The following is a 24,090-nucleotide window of genomic DNA, read 5'->3' on the forward strand; positions in this document are numbered from 1 at the left end:
GGGGTAATGCATCGATTTTCCTATGATCGTCATTCCCGCGCAGGCGGGAATTCAGACCTCTGCATTTCAGAAATATTCAAAGATTACTGTAAATCCAAACTTCTGGATTCCCGCCTGCGCGGGAATGACGGCGGTCGGTTCGGTCTTCATACGCAAAAGAATGAATAAAGGTCGTCTGAAAACAGATATAACAGAATCCGCTAAATCGTTTTCAGACGACCTTTTCTTTAAACCTGAATCAAATCAGCCTGCCGGTTAACCCAAAGCTTTTCTTGCTCCGGCGAAGAGGCGGTACCAGCCGGACAGTTCCGTCCAGTCTTCCGGTTTCCAGCTCATTTGTGCGGCGCGGTACACGCGTTCGGGGTGGGGCATCATGATGGTAACGCGGCCGTCGGCGTTGGTAACGCCGGCGATGCCCTGCGGCGAGCCGTTGGGATTGAGCGGGTAGGTTTGGGTAACTTGGTTTTGTCCGTCGACGTATTGCAATGCGATGCCGAGGTCGTCTGAAATTTTGCCGTCGTGAAGCGAGAAGTCGGCGCGCCCTTCGCCGTGGCTGACGACGACGGGCAGGCTGGAGTCTTGCATTTCGTTCAGGATCAGGGAGGCTGATTGGGGGACGTGAACCATGCTCAGGCGCGCTTCAAACTGTTCGCTCAGGTTGCGTTTGAACTTCGGCCAGCCTGCTGTGCCGGGGATGATTTCGGCGAGGTTGCTGACCATTTGGCAGCCGTTGCACACGCCCAATGTCAGCGTGTCCGGGTCGGCGAAGAAGGCGGCGAACTGGTCGCGCAAGGCGGGGTGGAACAGGATGGATTTCGCCCAACCTTCGCCTGCTCCGAGTACGTCGCCGTAGCTGAAGCCGCCGCACGCCGCCAGCATTTTGAAGTCGGCAAGGTGGACGCGGCCTGCCATCAGGTCGGACATATGCACGTCGTAGGCATCGAATCCGGCGCGGGTGAACGCGGCGGCCATTTCGATTTGCCCGTTCACGCCCTGTTCGCGCAGGATGGCGATTTTGGGTTTTGCGCCGCTGTTGACGAACGGCGCGGCGATGTCTTCGTTTACATCAAACTTCACGTCGGCAAACAATGCGCTGCGTTCGTTGTCGCCAATCAGGGCGAACTCGCTGTCGGCGCAGGCGGGATTGTCGCGCAGGCGTTGGATGGCGTGGCTGGTTTCCTGCCATGCGCGTTGCAGGTCGGCACGGGTTTGTTCCAACACGATACCTGCCTGATTGCGGATAACGATTTTTTCGTCAGAACCGATGGTGGCAACGGTATGCAAGGGCAGCGCTGCCGCTTTGAACAAGGCTTCTACTGCCGCGACATCTTGTTTGGCAATTTGAATCACTGCGCCCAGTTCTTCATTGAACAATGCGCGGATGCTGGCTTCGTTGACGTCGGCTTGGTTGGCAACCAGTGAAGTCAAATCCACATTCAACCCACAACGCCCCGCAAACGCCATTTCCGCCAGCGTCGCAAACAAACCGCCGTCGCTACGGTCGTGATACGCCAAGAGTTTGTCTTCGGCGACAAGCTGCTGAATCACGTTGTAGAAGTCTTTCAGACGACCGGTATCGTCCAAATCGGGCGCGTCGCCGCTCATGTTGTTGTACACCTGACCGAACGCGGAGCCGCCCATACGCGCTTTGCCGAAGCCCAAATCGATAAACAGCAATACGCTGTCTTCGACGTTTTTCAATTTGGGCGTAACAGTCTTGCGTACGTCTTGAACCGGTGTGAACGCGGAGATAATCAGGCTCAACGGTGAAACGACGGATTTTTTCTCTTCACCGTCCTGCCACACGGTTTTCATCGACAGGCTGTCTTTGCCTACAGGGATGCTCAAATCCAATGCCTGACAGGCTTTAGAAACCGCTTCGACGGTACGGTAGAGTTTTTCGTCTTCGCCCTCGTTGCCGCACGCCGCCATCCAGTTGGCGGAGAGTTTGATGTTGCCGATGTCGCCGATGTTGACTGCCGCGATGTTGGTGATGGCTTCGCCGACGCACATTCTGCCCGAGGCGGGTGCGTCAAACAGGGCGACGGTCGGTTTTTCGCCCATAGACATCGCTTCGCCGCGATAAGTGTTGAAGCCCATCATGGTCACGGCGCAGTCGGCTACGGGGGTTTGGTATTTGCCGACCATTTGGTCGCGGTGGGTCATGCCGCCGACGCTGCGGTCGCCGATGGTAATCAGGAAGTTTTTGGCGGCTACGGTGGGCAGGCGCAGAACGCGGTAGGCGGCTTCGGTGATGTCGATATCGTCGGCGTTAAACGGTTTTTTAGACGGCGTAACCGTTTTGTCGGTACGCGTGGTTTTAGGCGGTTTGCCGAGCAAAACGTTCAGCGGCAAATCGACGGGATTGTTGGAGAACAAATCGTCGCGCACTTTCAAATGACCGTCGTCGGTCGCCGTGCCGACTACGGCAAATGGGCAGCGTTCGCGTTCGCAGATGGCGCGGAAGGTGTCCAAATCTTTTTCCAAAATCGACAACACATAACGCTCTTGCGATTCGTTGCACCAGATTTGCAGCGGGTTGAGGCCATGTTCTTCCAGCGGCACTTCGCGCAGCTTGAATACCGCGCCGCGTCCAGCATCGTTAACCAGTTCGGGGAAGGCGTTGGACAGACCGCCCGCGCCGACGTCGTGGATGGAGATAATCGGATTTTTGTCGCCAAGCTGCCAGCATCGGTCGATCACTTCCTGCGCGCGGCGTTCGATTTCGGGGTTGCCGCGTTGTACGGAGTTGAAGTCCAAAGACGCGTCGTTTGTGCCGGTATCCATCGAAGAAGCCGCGCCGCCGCCCAAGCCGATAAGCATACCCGGACCGCCCAGTTGGATCAGCAACGCGCCTTCGGGGATTTCGTCTTTATGCGTCTGCTGCGTCTGAATGCTGCCCAGACCGCCCGCAATCATAATCGGTTTGTGGTAGCCGCGAACCTGACCGTCAAACTTTTCTTCAAAAGTGCGGAAGTAGCCCAAGAGGTTCGGACGGCCGAATTCGTTGTTGAACGCTGCGCCGCCGATCGGGCCTTCAATCATGATGTCTAGTGGAGAAGCAATATGGCCGGGTTTGCCGTAGGCTTGTTCCCAAGGCTGCTCCAAGCCAGGGATATTCAGGTTGGAGACGGTAAAGCCGGTCAAGCCCGCTTTCGGACGCGAACCTTTGCCCGTCGCGCCTTCGTCGCGGATTTCGCCGCCCGCGCCCGTCGCCGCGCCCGCAAACGGCGCGATGGCGGTCGGGTGGTTGTGCGTTTCCACTTTCATGATGATATGCGTGTATTCCTCGTGGAAACGGTAGCCTTGGTTTTCCGCCGCATTCGGATAGAAACGCTCGATTTTCGCGCCTTCGATCACGGACGAATTGTCTTTATAGGCAACGACCGTGCCTTCGGGATGCGCGTTGTGCGTGTCGCGTATCATACCGAAGAGGGATTTCGGCTGTTTTTCGCCGTTGAGGATGAAATCGGCGTTGAAGATTTTGTGGCGGCAGTGTTCGCTGTTTGCCTGTGCGAACATCATCAATTCAACATCGGACGGATTGCGTTGCAAAGCCTGATAGTTTTCAACCAGATAATCGATTTCGTCGGCTGAAAGCGCCAAGCCCATTTCGGTATTGGCTTTGACCAAAGCCTCTTTGCCGCCGCCCAATACATCTACGCTGGAGAAGGTTTCCGATTGGATGTGGTGGAACAGTTGCGCCGCTGCATCGATGTCGGTCAACACGCTTTCGGTCATGCGGTCGTGCAACAGGGCTGCCCATTGTTGTTTTTGCCCGTCGGTAAGCGCACCTTCCAACCACACGGCCATGCCGCGTTCGATACGCTCAATGCCTTCCAAACCGCAGTTTTCGGCGATATTGGTTGCTTTGGAAGCCCAAGGAGAAATGGTGCCCAAACGGGGCGTTACCAAAAATAAATGCAAGCCCTCGCGCGCTTTGGGCGTTTGTTCAACGCTTTGCGCTGCCAGTAAGGCTTGCAGTTTTTCGACTGTCGCGGCATCAAGTGCTTTTTCGCTACCGACAAAATACCAAAATTCGCTGTTTAATTTGACTTCGGGCAGGCCGAGGGCGGCTGCTTTTTGGAAGAGTTTTTCAACACGGAAATCGGAAAGGGCGGTTACACCGCGCAAGGGCAGAACAACAGACATGGATTCAGCTCACAAAATACAGTTGGGGAATTCATTATTATACCTGAAAAATGCAATTTTGCTTGTGAATTTATACTTCAAGTGTTGACAATTTTTGCTTGTAAATTGAAGGGGAATAAGGCAATCGTGCCGCCTAGTTTTTTATTTTTGTACCTGATTATTAGATTATTTTTATTTATTTTTGAAGAATCGGGAGAAGTGGGGACGGATAGGCGTAACGATATAAAGTGAAAATTATTTAATTGTTGTCTTTGACATTTTGCTGACAATAAGGCCGTCTGAAACATTGCTTTCAGACGGCCTTGCTTTATCCTTTTCTTTTGTTTCCCAACATATCCAGCAATCCTGCTAAATTACTTTTTCCTTCTTCCTTGCTCACAATCGGCTCGCCGCCTTTGCGCCCTAAAATCTTGATGTCTTCCTGCGGCATTTCGTCTATGAAGCGGCTGGGTTCGGGGAACTGCCATGTGCCTTGTTTTTTGCGTTTGACGCAGTGGGTCAGCGTAAGCTGGCGTTTGGCGCGGGTGATGCCGACGTACATCAGGCGGCGTTCTTCTTCGACGTTGTCTTCTTCGATGCTGTCGTTGTGCGGCAGGATGCCCTCTTCGCAGCCGACGAGGAAAACGTAAGGATATTCCAAGCCTTTGGAGGCGTGCAGGGTCGAGAGTTTGACGGCATCGACTTCTTCTTCGCTTTTGCCTTCCAAAAGCGTCATTAAGGCGACGGTTTGGGCAAGTTCGATGATATTTTTACCGTCTTGTTCGCCTTTGCGTTCCAACCAGCCGGTCAGGTCGCTGACGTTGCGCCATTTGATTTCCCCTGCTTTGCCCTCTTCACTGGCAAGCAGGTGGTTTTCGTAGTCGATTTCTTTGAGCAGGCTGTTGATGAGTTCGCCCGCTTCGCTGGTTTCGGCTTTGGCGCGGTAGCTGCCGAACATATTCATAAAGGCTTGCAGGTGTTGGCGGTTGGTGTTGTTCAGTAAAGCAAGGGCTTCTTCGGTTTGCGCAGCTTCATACAGGCTGCATTCGTGTTCGTGCGCGTAGGTGTTGAGTTTGCCCAGCGTTACATCGCCGATGCCGCGTTTGGGCGTGGTTACGGCGCGCAGGAAGGCGGGATCGTCGTTGGGGTTGGCAAGTAGGCGCAAATAGGACAACACGTCTTTGATTTCGGCTTTGTCGAAAAAGCTTTGCCCGCCGGAGAGTTGGTAGGGAACGCGCGCGCTGCGCAAGGCTTCTTCAAAAATCCGCGCCTGATGGTTGCCGCGGTATAACACGGCGAAATCGGCGTATTGGGTTTTGTCGCCGCCGACCAGCTTCTGCTTGACGATTTGGCTGACGACCCAGTCGGCTTCGTGTTGCTCGTTTTGGCAGGCAACGACTTTGACGATTTCGCCTTCACCGAACTGCGACCAAAGTTTTTTGGTGAACAGCTTGGGATTGTTTTCGATGACTTTGTTGGCGATTTTGAGAATCCGCGCGGTGGAGCGGTAGTTTTGCTCCAGCTTGATGACTTTCATCTGCGGATAGTCTTCCTGCATTTTGCGCAGGTTTTCCATGTTTGCGCCGCGCCATGCGTAGATGGACTGATCGTCATCGCCAACGGCGGTAAACATGCCTTCAGCGCCGGTCAAGAGCTTCATTAGGGTAAATTGGCAGGTGTTGGTGTCTTGGCATTCGTCAACCAGCAGATAACGCAGCCGCCGCTGCCATTTGTTGCGCACTTCGCTGTTTTGCTGCAACAGCACGGCAGGCAGACGGATTAAGTCGTCGAAGTCCACCGCCTGATAGCTTTGCAGGGTTTCCTGATAACTCGCATAGACGCGTGCTGTTTGTTGTTCCCACACATTAGCGGCCGTCTGAACTGCCTCTTCAGGCGTTTTTAAATCGTTTTTCCAAAGGGAGATTTGATGCTGCGCTTTGAATATGGCTTCTTTGCCCGTACCGCCTAAGAGCTCGCCGATGATTTTGGCGCTATCGGTAGAGTCGAGGATGGAAAAATTTTTTTTGTAACCGATATGGTTTGCCTCTTCGCGCAAAATCTTCATGCCCAAAGAGTGAAAGGTGCAAATCGTCAGCCCGCGCGTTTGCGATTTGGGCAGCATTTTAGAGACGCGCTCCTGCATTTCCGTGGCGGCTTTATTGGTAAAGGTAATTGCGGCAACGGTATGCGGTAGATAGCCGACATTGACAATCAAATGCTTGATTTTTTGCGTAATCACGCCGGTTTTGCCACTGCCTGCGCCGGCAAGGACGAGCAGGGGGCCGCCTAGATATTTGACCGCGGCTTTCTGTTGGGGGTTGAGTTTCATTGAAGGGGAAGACGGGTAATGTGGGGAGCAATTATACAACAAGGCCGTCTGAAATTTTCAGACGGCCTTGGGCGTTTTTAGAGTAAACCCTATGCAAAATATTTCAATTTGCCTTTGAAGTCTTCCAGTTTTTCGTAGCCTTTTTGCGCCATGATGGCTTTTAATTCAAGGGAAACCCGTTCAAAAATGTCTACGCCTTGCTGGTGTAGCGCCGTGCCGATCTGTACCATACTTGCGCCGCACAAGATGTGTTCAAACGCATCACGGCCGCTGTAAACGCCGCCTGTTCCGATGACTTGGATAGACGGATCTAATCTTTGATAGAACGCGTGGACATTGGCGAGCGCGGTCGGTTTGATGTATTGGCCACCTATGCCGCCGAAGCCGTTTTTCGGGCGGATCACGACGGATTCGTCTTCGATATACATACCGTTGCCGATGGAGTTGACGCAGTTGACGAATTTTAGGGGATAGCGGTTGAACACTTTCGCCGCTTGATCGAAATGAGCAATATCGAAATACGGCGGCAATTTGATGCCCAATGGCTTGTCGAAGTAGGCAAAGGCTTCGCCCAAAATTTGCTCGGTGGTTTCAAAGTCGTAGGCGATTTGCGGTTTGCCGGCGACGTTTGGGCAGGATAGGTTGAGTTCGGTAATACCGTTGAACCCGCTGTTTTGCACCTTTTCCAACAGGATATGTGTTTCGCCAGGCGACAGGCCGACCAGTGATAGGAAAAATGTCCGTTCCGGCTGAGACTCTTGAAGGGTAAGCAGGTAATCCAGATAGTAATCAATGCCTTGATTCGGCAAGCCCATCGAATTGATGCTGCCGAGAGGGACATCCCGATAACGCAGCTCGGGGTTGCCTTGACGCGGGGTAAGCGTTGCAGTCTTGGTAATGAAAGTGCCTGCCGAAGACTGTCTGACCGCTTCCAATTCCTCAACAGTCATACATGACACACCAGCAGCATTCATCAGGCAGTTGTCAAAAGGAAAACCGGCGATTTGAGTTTTCAACAATACCATCTCCTGCTCCTTTTCTTCGAAAAATCAAATTGTTTGCCAAGCGTAACACGAAGAGGCGGTACGATTTTTAACAAACATCAAATGACAAAGCATGTAGGCGGATGTTGTTTTCAATATTGAAAAAAAGCCGTCTGAAAAACTCAAACAGTCTTTCAGACGGCCTTTACTATATGGCATTAATAGAACCAAAAGCTGTCGGCTGATTTGGATATTGGGTTTTAAAAATCAGGCCAACCATTCGGCCAAAGCCGCTTCAAAACGTTTCAAGCCTTCGGCCATGTCTTCATCGTTCAGCAGCAGGCTGGGGGCGAAACGCACCACATTGGCGCCGGCAACCAGTACCATTAATCCGTGTTTTAAAGCGGCGGCGGTGATTTTCGATGCCTTGCCTTCGTATTCGTCTGCCAACACACAGCCGAGCAGCAAGCCCATGCCGCGGACTTCTTTAAATACGCCGGTCTTTTCGCCCAATTCACGCAAGGCCGTCTGAAGTTTTTGGCCTTGTTGGTCAACGTGTGCCAATGTTTCGGGCGCATTGATGATGTCGAACGCACGGCTACCGACCGCACACGCCATCGGATTGCCGCCGAATGTCGAGCCATGCGTTCCGGGGCCGAAGGTTGGGGCGATTTTTTCGGTGGTTAGAATCGCACCAATCGGGAAGCCGCCGCCTAAAGCTTTGGCGGAGCTGAGGATATCGGGTGTTACGCCGTAATGCTCGTAGGCAAACAGTTTGCCCGTATGCCCCATGCCGGTTTGCACTTCGTCCAAAATCAGCAAAGCGCCGTGTTTGTCGCACAAAAGGCGTGCGGCTTGAAGATATTCTTGGGTGGCAGGCAGGATGCCGCTTTCGCCTTGAATCGGCTCGATAATCACGGCGCAAGTGTTTTCGTTGATGGCAGCTTCCAATGCGGCAATATCGTTGAATGGAACGTGGGTAATGCCGGCCGGCAGCGGCGCGTAGTCTTTGCTGTATTTGGGCTGGCCGCCGACGGATACGGTAAACAGGGTGCGGCCGTGGAAGCTGTTGAGGCAGGAGATGATTTCGGTTTTGTGTTCGCCAAAATGATCGCGGCCATATTTGCGCGCCAGTTTCAGCGCGGCTTCATTGGCCTCTGCGCCGGAGTTGCAGAAAAACACTTTGTCGGCAAAGGTGTTTTCGACCAATTTTTTGGCCAATTCTTGAGCCGGTTGGGTGGTGTAGATATTAGAAATGTGCCAAAGTTTTTGCGACTGCTCGGCCAAGGCTGCGACCAAATCGGGATGGCAATGGCCCAGCGCGTTTACTGCAATACCGCCTGACAGGTCAATGTATTCTCGTCCTTCGGTATCCCAAACCCGGCTGCCGAGCGCGCGTTCCGGAATCATGGGGGCGAATGAGAAATTGGGTGTCAGGTAGTTTTGCATGTTCTTTTCCTTTTGATATTGTCAACAATTTCTTAAATTATGCGCCTATTGGTTGAGAGATTCAATATGGCAATCAGGCCGTCTGAAAACTGGCTTTCAGACGGCCTGATGCTTATTTATGCTTGATTTCCCAGCATTGATGGATTTTTTTGTTGCGGAAATCGTCGGGAACGGACTGTTTGGAAATGTCTTTGACGGCGTATTGTGCCGATACCAAATCGTCCAACACAAAGCTGCGCAGGTTGTTGGAGAAATACAGAATGCCGTCTGAAGCGAGCAGGCTCATTGCTCCGTCGATCAGCTTTTTATGGTCGCGCTGGATGTCGAGGATATCGAGCATCTTTTTGCTGTTGGAAAAGCTGGGCGGATCCATGACGATCAGGTCGAACTTTTTACCTTCGTCTGCGGCATTTTGCAGGTATTGGAACACATCGGCACGGACGATTTTGTGTTGTTCGGTGTCGATGCTGTTGAGCTCGAAATTGCGTTTTGCCCACTCGAGATAAGTGTTGGATAAATCGACGGTTTCACTGGATACTGCGCCGCCGGTTGCGGCGTAGACGGTGAAGCTGCCTGTGTAGGAAAACAGGTTGAGGAAGCGTTTGCCCGTTGCGGTTTCGCCGACTTTTTTGCGCGTGTTGCGGTGGTCGAGGAAAAGGCCGGTATCGAGGTATTTGTCGAGGTTGACCCAAAACTTGCGGCCGTTTTCAGTGATGACGAAATCGTCGCCGGTTTTGCCGGTTTTCTCGTATTGCTGCAAACCTTTTTGACGTTCGCGGCGTTTGAGGTGGATTTGTTCGGGCGCAAAACCGGTCACAAAACCAATGGCTTCCAATACATCCGAAAGCCATGCTTCGTATTCTTCGGGCTGCATCAGCCAGCCGGTATCGTATTCCTGAAGATGGATTTGGTCGCCGTAAACATCGACGGCAAAGGGAAATTGGGGAATATCGCGGTCGTAAATGCGCCAGGCTTCGATATTGTTGCGTTTGGCCCATTTCATGAGATGTTTGATGTTTTTGCCCAAACGGTTGGCAAAGGGGGTAATGTCGGTCATGGTTTCAGACGGCCTTATTGGGGAAGTTTCCAGAATTGATCAGCAGGGACGTAGGCGTGGCGGTCAAGCATATAGAGAATTGTATCGTCAGGCGCAACCATGGTGGCACGGTCGGTCTTGCCTTTAAACGGGAACACGATTCGTGCTTCCGAAGCATTTTTGATATCGATGCCGTAGCTGGTTCTGCCGCTTTCTAATTTGTATTGGTTTTGAGTGTATTCGTAAACAGTTTCTTTGCCTTTTTCGTCTTTGACGGTAAAGCTTTTTGCGGCAAAAGTGATTTCGGCTTTGCTGCCGTCGGATGCAACGGCCTTCCATTCGCCGCGATAACTCTCCGATCCGCTGCACGCGCCGAGCAACAGGGCAACGGCAAATGCAGGTAATAAGACGGCAGTTTTGAAAAACTTCATGTCGGATTCATCCGTGCTGATTCAATAAAACGGCATTATAGCTTGATTTTGCAGTTGCAGCCTGTTTTGCTTGACCTGGGCGGTTTTCTCCTTTATCATCCGCAGTTCGCCTTTTGATACGAAGCCATCGTCATCCAACCTAAACCGCCGTTTCGGGCGCGTTTCTTTTATTGCTTGCATATTTGCAAAGCCTTTTCTGTGCAGGTTGTCGTCGATGTTAACCACAAGCAAGATGCTTGCGACAACCCTGTAACTTCACATTTCCCGTATCGTTACTTTCCTTTGCTTCAGGTCGTCTGAAATTGTTCAGACGTGCGCGTTGTTGTCTTTTTAGGATAGCCATGTCTATTAAATTTGCCGATTTGAACCTTGATAAAAACATTTTGTCTGCCGTAAGCAGCGAGGGTTATGAAAGCCCGACCCCGATTCAGGCGCAAGCGATTCCGTTTGCTTTGGATGGCCGCGACATTATGGCTTCGGCACAAACCGGTTCAGGCAAAACCGCAGCATTCCTGCTGCCGACTTTGCAAAAACTGACCAAACGCAGCGAAAAACCGGGCAAAGGCCCGCGCGCGTTGGTGTTGACGCCGACCCGCGAATTGGCGGCGCAAGTCGAGAAAAACGCGCTGGCGTATGCCAAAAATATGCGCTGGTTCCGCACCGTCAGCATCGTCGGCGGCGCATCGTTCGGCTACCAAACCCGCGCCCTGAGCAAACCGGTCGACCTGATTGTCGCCACGCCGGGCCGTCTGATGGACTTGATGCAAAGCGGCAAAGTCGATTTCGCCCGCTTGGAAGTGCTGATTTTGGACGAAGCCGACCGTATGCTGGACATGGGTTTTATCGACGACATCGAAACCATCGTCGAAGCCACCCCGAGCGATCGTCAGACTTTGTTGTTCTCCGCCACTTGGGACGGCGCAGTGGGCAAACTGGCGCGCAAACTGACCAAAGACCCTGAAACCATCGAAGTTGAGCGCGTGGATGATCAAGGCAAAATCGAAGAGCAGCTGTTGTACTGCGACGATATGCGCCATAAAAACCGCCTGCTCGACCACATCTTGCGCGATGCCAATATTGACCAATGCGTGATTTTTACGTCCACCAAAGCCATGACCGAAGTCATCGCGGATGAATTGTACGAAAAAGGTTTCGCCGCCAACTGTCTGCACGGCGATATGCCGCAAGGCTGGCGTAACCGTACGCTGATGGACTTGCGTAAAGGCCGCTGCAAAATTTTGGTTGCCACCGACGTTGCCGCACGCGGTATCGACGTACCGACCATTACCCACGTTATCAACTACGACTTGCCGAAACAGGCTGAAGACTACGTTCACCGCATCGGCCGTACCGGCCGCGCAGGCCGTACCGGTATTGCGATTACTTTTGCCGAAGTGAACGAATACGTCAAAGTACACAAAATTGAAAAATACATCGGCCGTAAATTGCCTGAGCTGACCATCGAAGGCATGGAGCCGACACGCAAACGCAAATCTGCCGGTGGCAAACCGAAAGGTAAAGGCGGCTGGGGCGATCGTAAATCCGGCGGCTGGCGCGGCGATAAGAAACCGGCTAAAGAAGGTTTTGGCGGTAAAGCTCGCGGCGAAGGCCATAAAAAAGACAGTTTCAAGAAAGATGGCTTTAAGAAAGATGGTTTCAAAAAAGCTGACGGTTTTAAAAAAGGCGGCGAAGGCTTTAAAGGCAAGCGCAAGTCTAACGACAGCTTTGGCGGCAAACACAAAAGAGGTTGATTGCTTCAATCTTAAGGCCGTCTGAAAAAGACATAAGGGCGTGTGAAGACACGCCCTTTTTTATGGTTTCAAGTTTTCGCATATAAAAAAGCGTGGGATTGGTCCCACACTTTTTTCAGACGGCCTTCTTACAAAGCGGCCAATACGGCATCGCCCATTTCGGAGCAGGAAACCAGCTTAGTACCTTCTTCATAAATGTCGCCGGTACGCAAGCCTTGTTGCAGTACTTTTTGTACGGCGTTTTCAACTTGTTGTGCGCGGGCTTCGTCGTTCAAGCTGTAACGCAGCAACATGGCAAGAGACAATACGGTCGCTAGCGGATTGGCTTTGTTTTGACCGGCAATGTCAGGAGCAGAACCGTGAGACGGTTCGTACAGGCCTTTGCCGTTTTCATCTAAAGAAGCGGAAGGCAACATACCGATAGAGCCGGTCAGCATAGACGCTTCGTCAGACAGAATGTCGCCGAAGATGTTGCCGGTGGCAATCACGTCAAATTGTTTGGGGGCACGTACCAATTGCATGGCAGCATTGTCGACGTACATATGGGAAAGCTCGACATCAGGGTATTCTTTGCCGATTTCTTCAAAGATTTCGCGCCACAGTTCGGTGGTTTCCAATACGTTGGCTTTGCCTACGGAGCAGACTTTTTTGCTGCGTTTTTGGGCGGACTGGAAGGCAACGTGGGCAATACGGCGGATTTCGCTTTCGCTGTATTTCATGGTGTTGTAGCCTTCGCGTTCGCCGTTTTCCAAAACACGGATGCCGCGCGGTTCGCCAAAGTAAATATCGCCGGTCAGTTCGCGTACGATAAGGATGTCGAGGCCGGCTACGATTTCCGGTTTCAAAGTAGAAGCATTAGCCAGCTCTTTATACAAAATAGCAGGGCGCAAATTTGCAAACAGATTCAAGTCTTTACGGATGGCCAACAAGCCGCGTTCAGGGCGCAGCGGACGGTCGAGATTGTCGTATTGAGGAGAACCGACTGCACCAAGCAGGATCGCATCGGCTTTACGGCAAAGGTTTTGCGTGAATTCTGGATAAGGATGGCCGTATTCGTCATAGGCTTCGCCGCCCAAAGGCGCGTATTCGTAGCTGACATCCAAACCTTGTTCGATAAGTTTGTCGAGTACGCGGACGGTTTCTGCAACGATTTCAGGGCCGATGCCGTCGCCGCGCAAGATAGCGATATGTTTGGTCATTTCGGGTTTCCTTATGGGAAGGTTTTAGGTAAAGGGGTAGGTCGTCTGTTTTTCAGACGGCCTTAAATCAATTTGCTCTGAAAACGCTGATTGTACCATTATGATACTGGTAAAGCTGGGTAGAAATCGCGTAGGCAGAGTCTTCAAATGCCTGCAGGGCGATATTCGCCATCGCCTGCAAAGCCTCTTCATCGGACGGGCTGCAAACGAGCAGGGCATTGCGTGCCGGGACTGTAAAAACAGGGTTGGCCGGCAGCATAGGATCGTCTTTAAGTACTTCGTCTAAAAGCAAAATCAGGGAAGCATCATAGTCGTTGTCCAAATGGATTTGAGCCAATGACCAACCTTCGGCATGATGAATTTGGACACGTCCATTCATCCGTTGGCGCAAATTATCCATGGCGGTACGATATAAGGCGTCTTCATCTTCAATACCTGCCTCTTCCATATGCTCACGATTGAGCGTATGCATGGATTCTTCCGTATCCACCATATAAAGCAACATGATATCGCCCGCAATCGGTTTGTATACCAGATAATCGGCAGGTTCGGCTTCGTCCGTATTTGTAATCAGTCTGGCGTTTTCCAGATAAATCGTATTTTTAATCGTCGGAAGAATTTGTTGTGCTGAAACACTGGCATCAGTGTCTTGAATCTTATAGATAACCGCTAAATTGGCTGCAACAATAGCCTCCAAGGCCTCGGGATTTTGCAGATAACTTGTGTAATGGTTGCTCAAGTATGTGCTGAATGATGCTTCATCGTCTTTGGAAAAATGGACAATAATTGGCGAAGACGCAATAGTTTCGCCCCAGTCGATTTTTGCCTCAAGATGCAATTCTTCTTGAATGCGACGGGCAAAGTATTCGACAAATTCCTGCCAAGTCATTAATTTAGGTTTGGAGCGGAACAACCTGCTGAAAAAAGACATATTGTGTCCTGAATAAGGGGATAAGGCCGTCTGAAAAATTATAGACGTTCGGTTTCAACACGGATTTTAAAAACAACTTTACGTATGTTCGGTCTGTCGCCGACCAATGGGGCATGCGCATCATTCGGGTAAAATAGCGCAAATTCGCCGGGCTCCAAAGTTAACCAGGTTTCCGGCTTACAGTCGAAAAATTCGATATCGCGCTTTTCGTTGTAGCCTAAACCGTTTTTCAGACGGCCTCTGTCTATCCAGCCATATGTTTCGCTGCCATCAATCGGCGTTTGAATATCAATGTGTTTTAAGTGCGCTTCAGGCTGGGCTTCTCCCTGCGTCCTCATCGGTTCGCTGCCGATAAAAATACGGATATTGGGATTCGCGCATGGCACTTGGCCATCCGGCAGCTTGGCAAAATCCAAGGTCTGCAACAGATGGAAGGCTTCGGCAAAGTCGGGATGTAAGGCAGCGTAGCGGGTGGCATTGCTTATGGTGTCGGTAATCATGGTATATTTTTGTAGATTAAAGGCCGTCTGAAACACTTAAATTTTTCAGACGGCCTTTTGTATATCAACCGTTAAACAGCCAAGGCTGGCTTTGGCGGCGTTTTTCTTCGAAATCGCGGATTTCGTCGGCGTGTTGCAGGGTTAGGCCGATTTCGTCCAAGCCGTTTAAGAGGCAGTGTTTGCGGTGTTCGGTAATATCGAATGTAAATGTTTCACCGCTAGGGGTGGTCAGGGTTTGTTCGGCAAGGTTGATGGAGAGCTGATAGCCTTCGTTGGCTTCAACTTCTTTGAAAAGCTGGTCAACCTGTTCTTCTGTCAGAACGATAGGTAAAAGGCCGTTTTTGTAGCAGTTGTTGAAGAAGATGTCGGCAAAGCTGGGGGCGATGACGGCGCGGAAGCCGTAGTCGTCCAATGCCCAAGGGGCGTGTTCGCGTGAAGAGCCGCAACCGAAGTTTTTACGCGTCAACAGGATTTGTGCGCCTTGATAGCGTGGTTGGTTCAGAGAGAAATCCGGATTCAATGGGCGTTTGCTGTTGTCCATGCCCGGTTCGCCGTGGTCGAGGTAACGCCATTCGTCAAAGGCATTAGGACCGAAGCCGCTGCGTTTGATGGATTTCAGAAATTGTTTGGGGATGATGGCGTCGGTATCGACGTTGCTGCGGTCGAGCGGGGCAACGATGGCGGTAATTTTGGTAAAGGCTTTCATGTCAGATTCTTATAGTAATAATGGGAAATTATATGGCTATTCGGGTTAGCGTGTGCTGTGCAAACCGATTCGGTTGCCTTCTGTATCTTCGATAAATGCTGCAAAGCCGTTGGCAATGCGGAATTTCTCTTGTAACAGTTTGCCGCCTGCTGCGACGGCTTTTTCTGCTGTTTCGGCACAATCCGGGCAATTGAAGAAAATGGTTGTACCGCCGTGGCCGGGCTGGGCGTTGCTGTCGTGCCAAATCATGCCGGCCGTACCGTGTTGGGTGTAATCGGCCGGAAAAATGATGAAACGGAATCCGTTGCCGCCAACGTCTTGCAGGGGCTTGTCGAATACGGATTCGTAAAAGGCTTTGGCGCGATCCAAATCATGAGCGTGAATACCAAACCAGCTTGACGGATTACTCATTGTTTCTTCCTTTTGCTTGGAATCGTGAAAATGTCTGAACAAATAATAAAGTATCAGGCCGTCTGAAACGGAGTCAGGAGGTTCAGACGGCCTGATTTACCGAATTATTCGGTAGCGGCTTCGATTTTTTCTCCAACATGACTCATGCCGCGACCCACTGCATTGCCGCCTTTTTTAACGGCTTCGCCGGTTTTTTCGGCAACGTGTTCAGCAGTTTCTTTGGTTTTATCGGCTACGCGTTCGACAGTATCTTTGGTTTTGTCCCAATTGCGGTTGGCATCGTTTTTTGCGCCGGACCAAGTGCTGGAACAAGCTGACAGGATGAGGGCTGCGGCAGCCAATGCAAACAGTTTTTTCATACTAGATTCCTTTCGAGTTATCAATGATTGAGAAGGTTTTCGGACGTTTTTCGCAATAGGAAAACTTACTTGGGCAAGGTATTGTTTCAGACGGCCTGATCAATAAAGGCCGTCTGAAAATACTTTAAGCCATAGTGCGGATGTCGGTAAAGTGGCCGGTAACCGCGGCTGCGGCTGCCATGGCAGGGCTGACGAGGGGGGTGCGTCCGCCGTTGCCTTGACGGCCTTCAAAGTTACGGTTGGAAGTGGAGGCGCAACGTTGTCCTGGGGTCAGGCGGTCGGCATTCATGGCGAGACACATAGAGCAACCTGGCTCGCGCCATTCAAAACCGGCTTCGATAAATACTTCGTGCAAGCCTTCTTTTTCCGCCTGTTCTTTAACCAAACCGGAGCCGGGAACAATCAATACGCGTTGTACATTGTCCGCTTTTTTGCGGCCTTTGGCGATGGCGGCGGCTTCGCGCAAATCTTCGATGCGGCTGTTGGTGCAAGAACCGATAAAGACGATATCGACAGAGATTTCGCTTAATGGCGTACCGGCTTCCAAGCCCATGTATTCGAGCGCGCGTTCCATGCCGCTGCGTTTGACCGGATCGGCTTCTTCGACAGGATTAGGCACTTTGCCGTTGATGTCCAAAACCATTTCAGGCGAGGTGCCCCAAGTTACTTGAGGCTCGATGTTTTCGGCGTTGAAGTGGTATTCTTTATCGAATACGGCGCCTTCGTCAGACACCAGCGTGCGCCAGTATTCGACGGCTTTGTCCCACGCTTCGCCTTTAGGTGCGAAAGGTTTGCCTTTTACATAGTCGATGGTGGTTTGGTCGACGGCAACCATGCCTGAGCGCGCACCGGCTTCGATCGCCATATTGCACAGGGTCATGCGGCCTTCCATAGAAAGGCTGCGGATGGCTTCGCCGCCAAACTCGATGGCGTAGCCCGTACCGCCGGCCGTACCGATTTGGCCGATGATATAAAGTGCTACGTCTTTGGCGGTAACGCCGGGTTTCAGACGGCCTTCAACGGCAATCAGCATGGATTTGGATTTTTTTGCGGTAATACATTGGGTCGCCATGGTGTGCTCGACTTCGGAAGTGCCGATACCGTGCGCCAATGCGCCGAATGCGCCGTGGGTGGAAGTGTGCGAGTCGCCGCAGACAACGGTCATGCCGGGCAGGGTAGCGCCTTGCTCCGGGCCCATAACGTGTACGATGCCTTGGCCTTTATCCATAAACGGAAAGTAGGCGAGTGCGCCAAACTCTTTAATGTTTTTGTCCAAAGTATCGACTTGCAGTTTGGAAATCGGATCTTGGATACCTTTGTCCCAGTCGCCGGTCGGGGTGTTGTGGTCGGCTGTAGAGACCACGCTGTCAATACGCCAGAGTTTGCGGCCGGCCATTTTCAAGCCTTCAAATGCTTGCGGGCTGGTTACTTCGTGAACCAGGTGGCGGTCGATGTAAAGCAGGACAGTGCCGTCTTCTTCTTCGCGGACGACGTGGCTGTTCCAAAGTTTATCGTAAAGGGTTTGTGCGCTCATGATGAGTATTCTTTGCTATTGTTAGGTATGAATGATGGTTTGCGTTTATGGGCGGATTTTAGGCTTTTTATAGGGGCTGTGCAATAGAAATTTGTCCAATTTTTAAAATTTGTTGCAAAGTTTCAAAAAACCTTATTAAAAATTAGACAAATTGTAGAATTGTTGACAAAAAGATGCATCTTATCTGAAAGAATACTTGTCGAAATGCACTAAAAAGTTCTATCATTCTCACTCAATATCCACACTTAACAAAGAGGTATAGAGAATGAAATTACCGGTAATGGCTGCCGAACATCTGTCGCAACTTCAGGCGTTTGAAGCGAAAATCTTGTGCAACCACGCCAAAATCGAAGCATGGTTCCGTTCGCAATGGAACGAACACCGTCCGCCGTTTTATGGTTCGGTTGACATCCGTAATGCCGGTTACAAAATTTCATCTATCGATATGAACCTATTTCCGGGCGGCTTTAATAATTTGAATCCCAACTTTATCCCGCTGGCGGCGGTTGCCGCGCAAGATGCGGTACAGCGCGCCTGTGAAACGGCCAAATCCGTATTGATTATTCCTGAAAACCACACACGCAACACATTCTACCTGCAAAACGTTTACGCACTCAGCGAGATTTTGCGTTCGGCAGGGTATGAAGTGCGTTTGGGTAGCTTGAATCCTGAAGTAACCGAGCCGACCGAGTTTGAAACTGCATTAGGCGATAAAATCCTGCTGGAGCCTTTATTGCGTACCCGCGAGCGCGTTCATCTTGCAGACGGCTTCTCGCCTTGCGTCGTCCTGTTGAACAACGACTTGTCCGCCGGCGTTCCCGATATTCTCAAAGACATCAACCAAACCGTATTGCCTCCGTTGCACGGCGGTTGGACGACGCGCCGCAAAACAGAACATTTCAGCGCATACAACCAAGTCGCCGCCGAATTTGCCAAGCTGATTGACATCGACGAATGGCAAATCAATCCTTATTTTGAAAAAATCAGCGGTTTGGATTTCCAAGAGCGTGAAGGCGAGGATGCGTTAGCAGGCGCGGTAGAGCGCGTATTGGCGAAAATTCAAGCCAAATACGACGAATTGGGTATTACCGACCAGCCTTTCGTTATTGTGAAAGCCGATGCAGGCACTTACGGCATGGGCGTGATGAGCGTTAAATCTGCAGATGAAGTGCGCGGATTGAACCGTAAAAACCGCAATAAAATGGCGAAAGTCAAAGAAGGTTTGGAAGTTAGCGAAGTCATTGTCCAAGAAGGTATTTATACCTACGAAACCATGAACGGCGCCGTGTGCGAACCCGTCGTTTATATGATGGACCGTTTCGTTATCGGTGGCTTCTTCCGCGTACACGAAGGACGCGGCGCGGATGAAAACCTTAACGCCGGCGGTATGGTGTTTGTTCCGCTGTCCAATAGCATCCCCACCGGTAGCGGCGATAATTCCCAAGAAGCGCCTGAAGCCTGCAAACGCGTATTCGAACAATGGGACTCGCTCGGTATGCCGCGCTCCGAAAAAGACTGCGACGTGGACAACGAACACAACCGCCTCTATGTTTACGGCGTAATGGCGCGCCTGTCCTTGCTTGCCGCTGCATTGGAGCTGGAGAAAACCGCGCCTCAAGCCTAATAAAGCCTAATAAAGCGTTGATCGATATTGTCAGGCCGTCTGAAAATCAGTTTTCAGACGGCCTTTTCTGTCTGTACAATTCATTCTAACTAAAAAACATGATTTATCTTTATGAGCAAACCAGCCAATCCAGTTGAAACAACCGACACTTTGCAAGACCAAGCCATACAGCGCAGCAATACCGACAATGCGCCGCGCTCTGCTATTCATCAAACCTTGTATTCCGCCGATACCTTTGTTCAGCATGATTATCTTGCTGGAAAAAACTTGCCCGATATTGTCCGTCCGCAAGAAGGTCAAATCAACTGGCTGCATTTTGTCGGCATCAATGATGTCACCTTGCTTAAACACGCGCTTGAGCCTTATGGTATCCATGAGCTGGTTATTGAAGATATTCTTAGCCGCAAACAGCGTCCGAAAATCGAAGACTACGGCAGCTATGTTTTTACTGCCGCACAGGTTTACCACTATACCTCCACAGGCAAGCTCCATTCTGACCAAGTGTATGTGATTATCGGCAAAGATTTTGTGTTGTCTTTCCAACAAAAACCGCTGGGTTTGTTCAGCCATCTCCGTCGGAAGATGCACGAAAATCCGCACAATATTTTGAACAAAAATACAGCGTTTCTTGCTTATTGCCTGCTTGACCGTATTGTGGACGACTATTTCATTGTTTTGGAGTCGTACAACAACCGTGTCGAAGCAATAGACAAGTCCCTGTTTAAAAATGAAAACAGCGATATTCTCAGTAAGATTCACCGCCTCAAGCGCGATGCCGTCCGTCTGCGGCGCACGCTTTTGCCATTGCGCGATGTGTTCTATCAACTGGCCGTGCGCGGTGATTTTGCTATTTTCAAAGGCGAATCGACCGTCTATCTGCGCGACGTGTACGACCACAATATGCAGCTTATCGAATCGCTTGATGCCTCGCGTGATATGGTGTTGAGCATGATGGACATTTATCTTTCCTTCCAATCCAACCGCATGAACCAGCAAATGCGCGTGTTGACGGTTATCACCATCATCTTTATGCCGCTGACCGTCATCACCGGCATCTACGGCATGAACTTCGACAACATGCCCGAACTGCATTGGCATTACGGCTATTTCATGGTTTTGGGTGTGATGCTGTGCATCATCATCGGACTGCTGATTTTCTTTTCGCGTAGAAAATGGCTGTAAACGGGTAGGCAAGGAGTTGAAAGTCAACGTTTAAAAACGGTAGAATGATTTGGCACACGTGCAGTCTGAAGTTTTCAGACAATTTAAAAATAAATATCAAAAGGAGAAGAAACTATGAAACCGGAACGCCAGCTACCTTCCCATGAACTCATCATGTCCGAGCTGATGATGCCTTATACGGCAAACTTCAGCGGCAATGTTCACGGTGGCGATCTTTTGCGCCTGCTTGACCAAGTAGCATATTCCTGTGCTTGCCGTTACAGTGGTACCTATTGCGTTACTCTGTCTGTGGATAAAGTATTGTTTAAAGAGCCTATTCATGTCGGCGAACTGGTAACCTTTTACGCCAGCATCAACTACACCGGCCGTACTTCTATGGAAGTCGGCATCCGTGTAGAGGCGCAAAACATCCATACCGGCGAAGTGCGTCATACCAACAGCTGCTACTTCACCATGGTTGCCGTTGAAGACGGTAAGCCGGTTCCTGTACCGCCTTTGGAAATCAATACACCGCGCCAACGCTGTCGTTATGAAAGGGCTAAAAAACGCAAAGAATTGAGTTTGCAGGCTGCGGACAAGGATTCTGGCTGCAACTAAATTCAATTTATTAAATAACGAAGGCCGTCTGAAATCCTGTTTCAGACGGCCTTCACGCAAAAGCCATAAACCGCTTGTTTTGTGGTAGAATCAACAAGTTTTTTGCCATACGAAATTACAGATAATCATGACCGACGCAACCATCCGCAACGACCATAAATTTGCACTTGAAACCCTGCCTGTTAGCCTTGAAGACGAAATGCGCAAGAGCTACCTCGATTACGCCATGAGCGTAATTGTGGGACGAGCCCTGCCGGATGTCCGCGACGGTCTCAAGCCGGTACACCGCCGCGTTTTGTACGCGATGCACGAGTTGAAAAACAACTGGAATTCCGCCTATAAAAAATCGGCGCGTATCGTCGGCGACGTTATCGGTAAATACCACCCCCACGGCGATACAGCCGTTTACGACACCATCGTCCGCATGGCGCAAGACTTCTCCATGCGTTATGTACTGATCGACGGTCAGGGCAACTTCGGTTCTGTCGACGGCTTGGCCGCAGCAGCCATGCGTTATACCGAAATCCGCATGGAAAAAATTTCTCATGAAATGCTGGCGGATATTGAAGAAGAAACCGTTAATTTCGGCCCCAACTATGACGGCAGCGAACATGAGCCGCTGGTATTGCCGACCCGTTTCCCTGCGCTGTTAGTCAATGGTTCGTCCGGTATTGCCGTCGGTATGGCAACCAATATCCCGCCGCACAATTTAGGCGATACCATCAATGCCTGCCTGCGTTTGTTGGACGAGCCTGAAACTGAAATCGACGAGCTGATCAACATCATCCAAGCGCCCGATTTCCCGACCGGCGCAACTATTTACGGCTTAAGCGGCGTGCGCGAAGGCTATAAAACCGGCCGCGGCCGCGTGGTGATGCGCGGTAAAACCCATATCGAGCCTATCGGCAAAAACGGTGAACGCGAAGCCATCGTTATCGATGAAATCCCATATCAAGTCAACAAAGCCAAGCTGGTTGAGAAAATCGGCGAGTTGGTACGCGAAAAAACGTTGGAAGGCGTATCCGACCTGCGCGATGAGTCCGACAAATCCGGTATGCGTGTCGTGATTGAATTGAAACGCAATGAAAATGCCGAAGTCGTTTTGAACCAACTCTACAAACTGACCCAGCTGCAAGACAGCTTCGGTATCAATATGGTGGCTTTGGTTGATGGTCAGCCGCGCTTGCTAAACCTGAAACAAATCCTGTCCGAGTTCCTGCGCCACCGTCGTGAAGTCGTTACCCGTCGTACTTTATTCCGCCTGAAAAAGGCGCGTCATGAAGGCCATATTGCCGAAGGTAAGGCAGTTGCATTGTCCAATATCGACGAAATCATCTGTCTGATCAAAGAATCTGCCAATGCGCCGGAAGCCAAAGAAAAACTGCTGTCCCGCCCATGGCGCAGCAGCTTGGTTGAAGACATGCTCAGCCGTACGGATTTGGACCTGCACATGATGCGCCCTGAAGGCTTGCCAGAGAATTTGGGCCTGCACAGCCAAGGCTATTATCTAAGCGAATTGCAAGCCGATGCAATCTTGCGCATGAGCCTGCGTAATCTGACCGGTCTCGATCAGGAAGAAATTGTCGGCGAATATAAAAACCTGATGAGCAAAATCATTGATTTTGTGGATATTCTTTCTAAACCAGAGCGCGTTACTCAAATCATCCGTGAAGAATTGGCAGACATTAAAGCCAATTTTGGCGATGAACGTCGCAGCGAAATCAATCCGTTTGGCGGCGATATTGCCGATGAAGACCTGATTCCGCAACGCGAAATGGTCGTTACCCTGACTCATGGCGGCTACATTAAAACCCAGCCGACCACCGATTATCAGGCGCAACGTCGCGGCGGCCGCGGCAAACAGGCAGCGGCAACCAAAGACGAAGACTTCATCGAAACCCTGTTTGTTGCCAACACGCATGATTATTTGATGTGCTTCACCAATTTGGGCAAGTGCCATTGGATTAAAGTGTATAAACTGCCGGAAGGCGGTCGCAACAGCCGCGGTCGTCCGATTAATAACGTTATCCAATTGGAAGAAGGCGAAAAAGTCAGCGCCATCTTGGCCGTCCGCGAGTTCCCGGAAGACCAATACGTCTTCTTCGCCACCGCACAAGGCATGGTGAAAAAAGTCCAGCTGTCTGCGTTTAAAAACGTCCGCAGCCAAGGCATTAAAGCCATTGCGCTTAAAGAAGGCGATTACTTGGTCGGCGCAGCGCAAACCGGCGGTGCGGACGACATTATGTTGTTCTCCAACTTGGGCAAAGCCATCCGCTTTAACGAATATTGGGAAAAATCCGGTAACGATGAAGCAGAAGATGCAGATATTGAAACCGAAAACGAAGATTCAGACGGCCTGGATGATGAAAATGCCGAAAACGCATTGTCAAGCGGCAAACACGGTGTCCGTCCGTCCGGTCGTGGTAGCGGCGGTTTGCGCGGTATGCGCCTGCCGGCCGATGGCAAGATTGTTAGCCTGATTACCTTCGCCCCTGAAGCCGAGCAAAGCGATTTGCAAGTATTGACCGCTACCGCCAACGGCTATGGCAAACGCACCCCGATTGCCGATTACAGCCGTAAAAACAAAGGCGGCCAAGGCAATATCGCCATCAATACCGGCGAGCGCAACGGCGATTTGGTTGCCGCGACTTTGGTCAGCGAAACCGACGACCTGATGCTGATTACCAGCGGCGGTGTCCTGATTCGTACCAAAGTTGAGCAAATCCGCGAGACCGGCCGTGCTGCCGCAGGTGTCCGCCTGATTAATCTGGATGAAGGCGAAACCTTGGTCAGCTTGGAGCGTGTGGCCGAAGAGGCTGAAGATGAAGCCGCTTTGGAAAGCGATGCAGCTGAAAACCAAGTGGTAGAAGCTGAAGATACTCCGTCTCAAGAATCTTAAACTTTAATGAAAAAGGCCGTCTGAAAAGTTTTCAGACG

The 24,090-nt window shown here is 50.9% G+C and carries 20 protein-coding genes; 6 read left to right on the forward strand and 14 right to left on the reverse strand.

Going from position 1 to position 24,090, the window contains the following annotated elements; translation table 11 throughout:
- Window positions 1-22: 22 nt before the first annotated feature.
- Window positions 23-259, forward strand: a complete 237-nt coding sequence (locus HMPREF2872_RS06735) for a hypothetical protein (RefSeq protein ID WP_070632335.1) — start codon at window positions 23-25, stop codon at window positions 257-259.
- Here the strand turns inward: HMPREF2872_RS06735 and purL are convergent.
- The 7 genes from purL to HMPREF2872_RS11605 all read right to left on the reverse strand — a co-directional run bounded on the left by purL (window position 256) and on the right by HMPREF2872_RS11605 (window position 10,584).
- A complete protein-coding gene (gene purL, locus HMPREF2872_RS06740; RefSeq protein ID WP_070632338.1) occupies window positions 256-4,152 on the reverse strand; it encodes a phosphoribosylformylglycinamidine synthase in 3,897 nt (1,298 codons plus the stop codon). The two genes, HMPREF2872_RS06735 and purL, sit on opposite strands and share 4 nt — an antisense overlap.
- Window positions 4,153-4,459: 307 nt before the next feature.
- Window positions 4,460-6,460, reverse strand: coding sequence for a DNA helicase Rep (rep, locus tag HMPREF2872_RS06745; protein ID WP_070632340.1), 2,001 nt, complete (start codon window positions 6,458-6,460; stop codon window positions 4,460-4,462).
- A gap of 89 nt (window positions 6,461-6,549) precedes the next feature.
- Entirely contained in the window at window positions 6,550-7,485 is a 936-nt protein-coding gene (locus HMPREF2872_RS06750; protein ID WP_070632343.1) for a dihydroorotate oxidase, read from the reverse strand.
- Between the two features lie 225 nt (window positions 7,486-7,710).
- Window positions 7,711-8,892, reverse strand: a complete 1,182-nt coding sequence (locus HMPREF2872_RS06755; protein ID WP_070632346.1) for an aspartate aminotransferase family protein — start codon at window positions 8,890-8,892, stop codon at window positions 7,711-7,713.
- Between the two features lie 112 nt (window positions 8,893-9,004).
- The gene (locus HMPREF2872_RS06760; protein WP_070632349.1) at window positions 9,005-9,949 is read right to left on the reverse strand and encodes a class I SAM-dependent methyltransferase; all 945 of its coding nucleotides are present in this window, start codon (window positions 9,947-9,949) and stop codon (window positions 9,005-9,007) included.
- Between the two features lie 14 nt (window positions 9,950-9,963).
- The gene (locus HMPREF2872_RS06765; RefSeq protein WP_070632352.1) at window positions 9,964-10,359 is read right to left on the reverse strand and encodes a glycosyl transferase; all 396 of its coding nucleotides are present in this window, start codon (window positions 10,357-10,359) and stop codon (window positions 9,964-9,966) included.
- A 21-nt stretch (window positions 10,360-10,380) separates the two neighbouring features.
- Window positions 10,381-10,584 carry a hypothetical protein gene (locus HMPREF2872_RS11605; RefSeq protein ID WP_141752855.1) on the reverse strand — a complete coding sequence of 68 codons (204 nt, stop codon included), beginning with the start codon at window positions 10,582-10,584 and terminating at the stop codon, window positions 10,381-10,383.
- A gap of 116 nt (window positions 10,585-10,700) precedes the next feature.
- On the opposite strand from HMPREF2872_RS11605, the gene HMPREF2872_RS06770 reads away from it, so the two are divergent.
- Entirely contained in the window at window positions 10,701-12,110 is a 1,410-nt protein-coding gene (locus HMPREF2872_RS06770; protein ID WP_070632354.1) for a DEAD/DEAH box helicase, read from the forward strand.
- Between the two features lie 128 nt (window positions 12,111-12,238).
- On the opposite strand, the gene leuB is transcribed toward HMPREF2872_RS06770, so the two are convergent.
- The 7 genes from leuB to leuC all read right to left on the reverse strand — a co-directional run bounded on the left by leuB (window position 12,239) and on the right by leuC (window position 17,750).
- Entirely contained in the window at window positions 12,239-13,309 is a 1,071-nt protein-coding gene (gene leuB / locus HMPREF2872_RS06775; RefSeq protein WP_070632357.1) for a 3-isopropylmalate dehydrogenase, read from the reverse strand.
- A gap of 67 nt (window positions 13,310-13,376) precedes the next feature.
- Window positions 13,377-14,240, reverse strand: a complete 864-nt coding sequence (locus HMPREF2872_RS06780; RefSeq protein ID WP_070632358.1) for a DUF1444 family protein — start codon at window positions 14,238-14,240, stop codon at window positions 13,377-13,379.
- Between the two features lie 38 nt (window positions 14,241-14,278).
- Window positions 14,279-14,740, reverse strand: coding sequence for a NanQ anomerase/TabA/YiaL family protein (locus HMPREF2872_RS06785; RefSeq protein ID WP_070632363.1), 462 nt, complete (start codon window positions 14,738-14,740; stop codon window positions 14,279-14,281).
- A 64-nt stretch (window positions 14,741-14,804) separates the two neighbouring features.
- Complete coding sequence (gene leuD / locus HMPREF2872_RS06790; protein ID WP_070632365.1) at window positions 14,805-15,446, reverse strand: 3-isopropylmalate dehydratase small subunit; 642 nt, start codon at window positions 15,444-15,446, stop codon at window positions 14,805-14,807.
- A gap of 45 nt (window positions 15,447-15,491) precedes the next feature.
- Window positions 15,492-15,857, reverse strand: coding sequence for a VOC family protein (locus tag HMPREF2872_RS06795; RefSeq protein ID WP_003686332.1), 366 nt, complete (start codon window positions 15,855-15,857; stop codon window positions 15,492-15,494).
- A gap of 104 nt (window positions 15,858-15,961) precedes the next feature.
- Complete coding sequence (locus HMPREF2872_RS06800) at window positions 15,962-16,216, reverse strand: hypothetical protein (RefSeq protein WP_070632368.1); 255 nt, start codon at window positions 16,214-16,216, stop codon at window positions 15,962-15,964.
- 124 nt (window positions 16,217-16,340) lie between these two features.
- Window positions 16,341-17,750, reverse strand: coding sequence for a 3-isopropylmalate dehydratase large subunit (gene leuC / locus HMPREF2872_RS06805; RefSeq protein ID WP_070632371.1), 1,410 nt, complete (start codon window positions 17,748-17,750; stop codon window positions 16,341-16,343).
- A gap of 265 nt (window positions 17,751-18,015) precedes the next feature.
- On the opposite strand from leuC, the gene gshA reads away from it, so the two are divergent.
- The 4 genes from gshA (at window position 18,016) to gyrA (ending at window position 24,052) form a co-directional block, all read left to right on the forward strand.
- Window positions 18,016-19,374, forward strand: coding sequence for a glutamate--cysteine ligase (gene gshA, locus HMPREF2872_RS06810; protein ID WP_070632374.1), 1,359 nt, complete (start codon window positions 18,016-18,018; stop codon window positions 19,372-19,374).
- A 111-nt stretch (window positions 19,375-19,485) separates the two neighbouring features.
- Window positions 19,486-20,556 carry a magnesium/cobalt transporter CorA gene (gene corA, locus HMPREF2872_RS06815; protein ID WP_070632377.1) on the forward strand — a complete coding sequence of 357 codons (1,071 nt, stop codon included), beginning with the start codon at window positions 19,486-19,488 and terminating at the stop codon, window positions 20,554-20,556.
- A 114-nt stretch (window positions 20,557-20,670) separates the two neighbouring features.
- A complete protein-coding gene (locus HMPREF2872_RS06820; RefSeq protein WP_049351048.1) occupies window positions 20,671-21,153 on the forward strand; it encodes an acyl-CoA thioesterase in 483 nt (160 codons plus the stop codon).
- 127 nt (window positions 21,154-21,280) lie between these two features.
- Complete coding sequence (gene gyrA, locus HMPREF2872_RS06825) at window positions 21,281-24,052, forward strand: DNA gyrase subunit A (protein ID WP_070632380.1); 2,772 nt, start codon at window positions 21,281-21,283, stop codon at window positions 24,050-24,052.
- Window positions 24,053-24,090: the final 38 nt, after the last annotated feature.

The organism is Neisseria sp. HMSC069H12 (assembly GCF_001812735.1).
In the GTDB taxonomy this organism is placed as follows: Bacteria; Pseudomonadota; Gammaproteobacteria; order Burkholderiales; family Neisseriaceae; genus Neisseria; species Neisseria subflava.

Bases quoted from the DNA above. Each gene is read 5' to 3' on its own strand.
- HMPREF2872_RS06735 (WP_070632335.1), top strand. From the start codon at position 23: ATGATCGTCATTCCCGCGCAGGCGGGAATTCAGACCTCTGCATTTCAG.
- purL (WP_070632338.1), bottom strand. From the start codon at position 4,152: ATGTCTGTTGTTCTGCCCTTGCGCGGTGTAACCGCCCTTTCCGATTTC.
- rep (WP_070632340.1), bottom strand. From the start codon at position 6,460: ATGAAACTCAACCCCCAACAGAAAGCCGCGGTCAAATATCTAGGCGGC.
- HMPREF2872_RS06750 (WP_070632343.1), bottom strand. From the start codon at position 7,485: ATGGTATTGTTGAAAACTCAAATCGCCGGTTTTCCTTTTGACAACTGC.
- HMPREF2872_RS06755 (WP_070632346.1), bottom strand. From the start codon at position 8,892: ATGCAAAACTACCTGACACCCAATTTCTCATTCGCCCCCATGATTCCG.
- HMPREF2872_RS06760 (WP_070632349.1), bottom strand. From the start codon at position 9,949: ATGACCGACATTACCCCCTTTGCCAACCGTTTGGGCAAAAACATCAAA.
- HMPREF2872_RS06765 (WP_070632352.1), bottom strand. From the start codon at position 10,359: ATGAAGTTTTTCAAAACTGCCGTCTTATTACCTGCATTTGCCGTTGCC.
- HMPREF2872_RS06770 (WP_070632354.1), top strand. From the start codon at position 10,701: ATGTCTATTAAATTTGCCGATTTGAACCTTGATAAAAACATTTTGTCT.
- leuB (WP_070632357.1), bottom strand. From the start codon at position 13,309: ATGACCAAACATATCGCTATCTTGCGCGGCGACGGCATCGGCCCTGAA.
- HMPREF2872_RS06780 (WP_070632358.1), bottom strand. From the start codon at position 14,240: ATGTCTTTTTTCAGCAGGTTGTTCCGCTCCAAACCTAAATTAATGACT.
- HMPREF2872_RS06785 (WP_070632363.1), bottom strand. From the start codon at position 14,740: ATGATTACCGACACCATAAGCAATGCCACCCGCTACGCTGCCTTACAT.
- leuD (WP_070632365.1), bottom strand. From the start codon at position 15,446: ATGAAAGCCTTTACCAAAATTACCGCCATCGTTGCCCCGCTCGACCGC.
- HMPREF2872_RS06795 (WP_003686332.1), bottom strand. From the start codon at position 15,857: ATGAGTAATCCGTCAAGCTGGTTTGGTATTCACGCTCATGATTTGGAT.
- HMPREF2872_RS06800 (WP_070632368.1), bottom strand. From the start codon at position 16,216: ATGAAAAAACTGTTTGCATTGGCTGCCGCAGCCCTCATCCTGTCAGCT.
- leuC (WP_070632371.1), bottom strand. From the start codon at position 17,750: ATGAGCGCACAAACCCTTTACGATAAACTTTGGAACAGCCACGTCGTC.
- gshA (WP_070632374.1), top strand. From the start codon at position 18,016: ATGAAATTACCGGTAATGGCTGCCGAACATCTGTCGCAACTTCAGGCG.
- corA (WP_070632377.1), top strand. From the start codon at position 19,486: ATGAGCAAACCAGCCAATCCAGTTGAAACAACCGACACTTTGCAAGAC.
- HMPREF2872_RS06820 (WP_049351048.1), top strand. From the start codon at position 20,671: ATGAAACCGGAACGCCAGCTACCTTCCCATGAACTCATCATGTCCGAG.
- gyrA (WP_070632380.1), top strand. From the start codon at position 21,281: ATGACCGACGCAACCATCCGCAACGACCATAAATTTGCACTTGAAACC.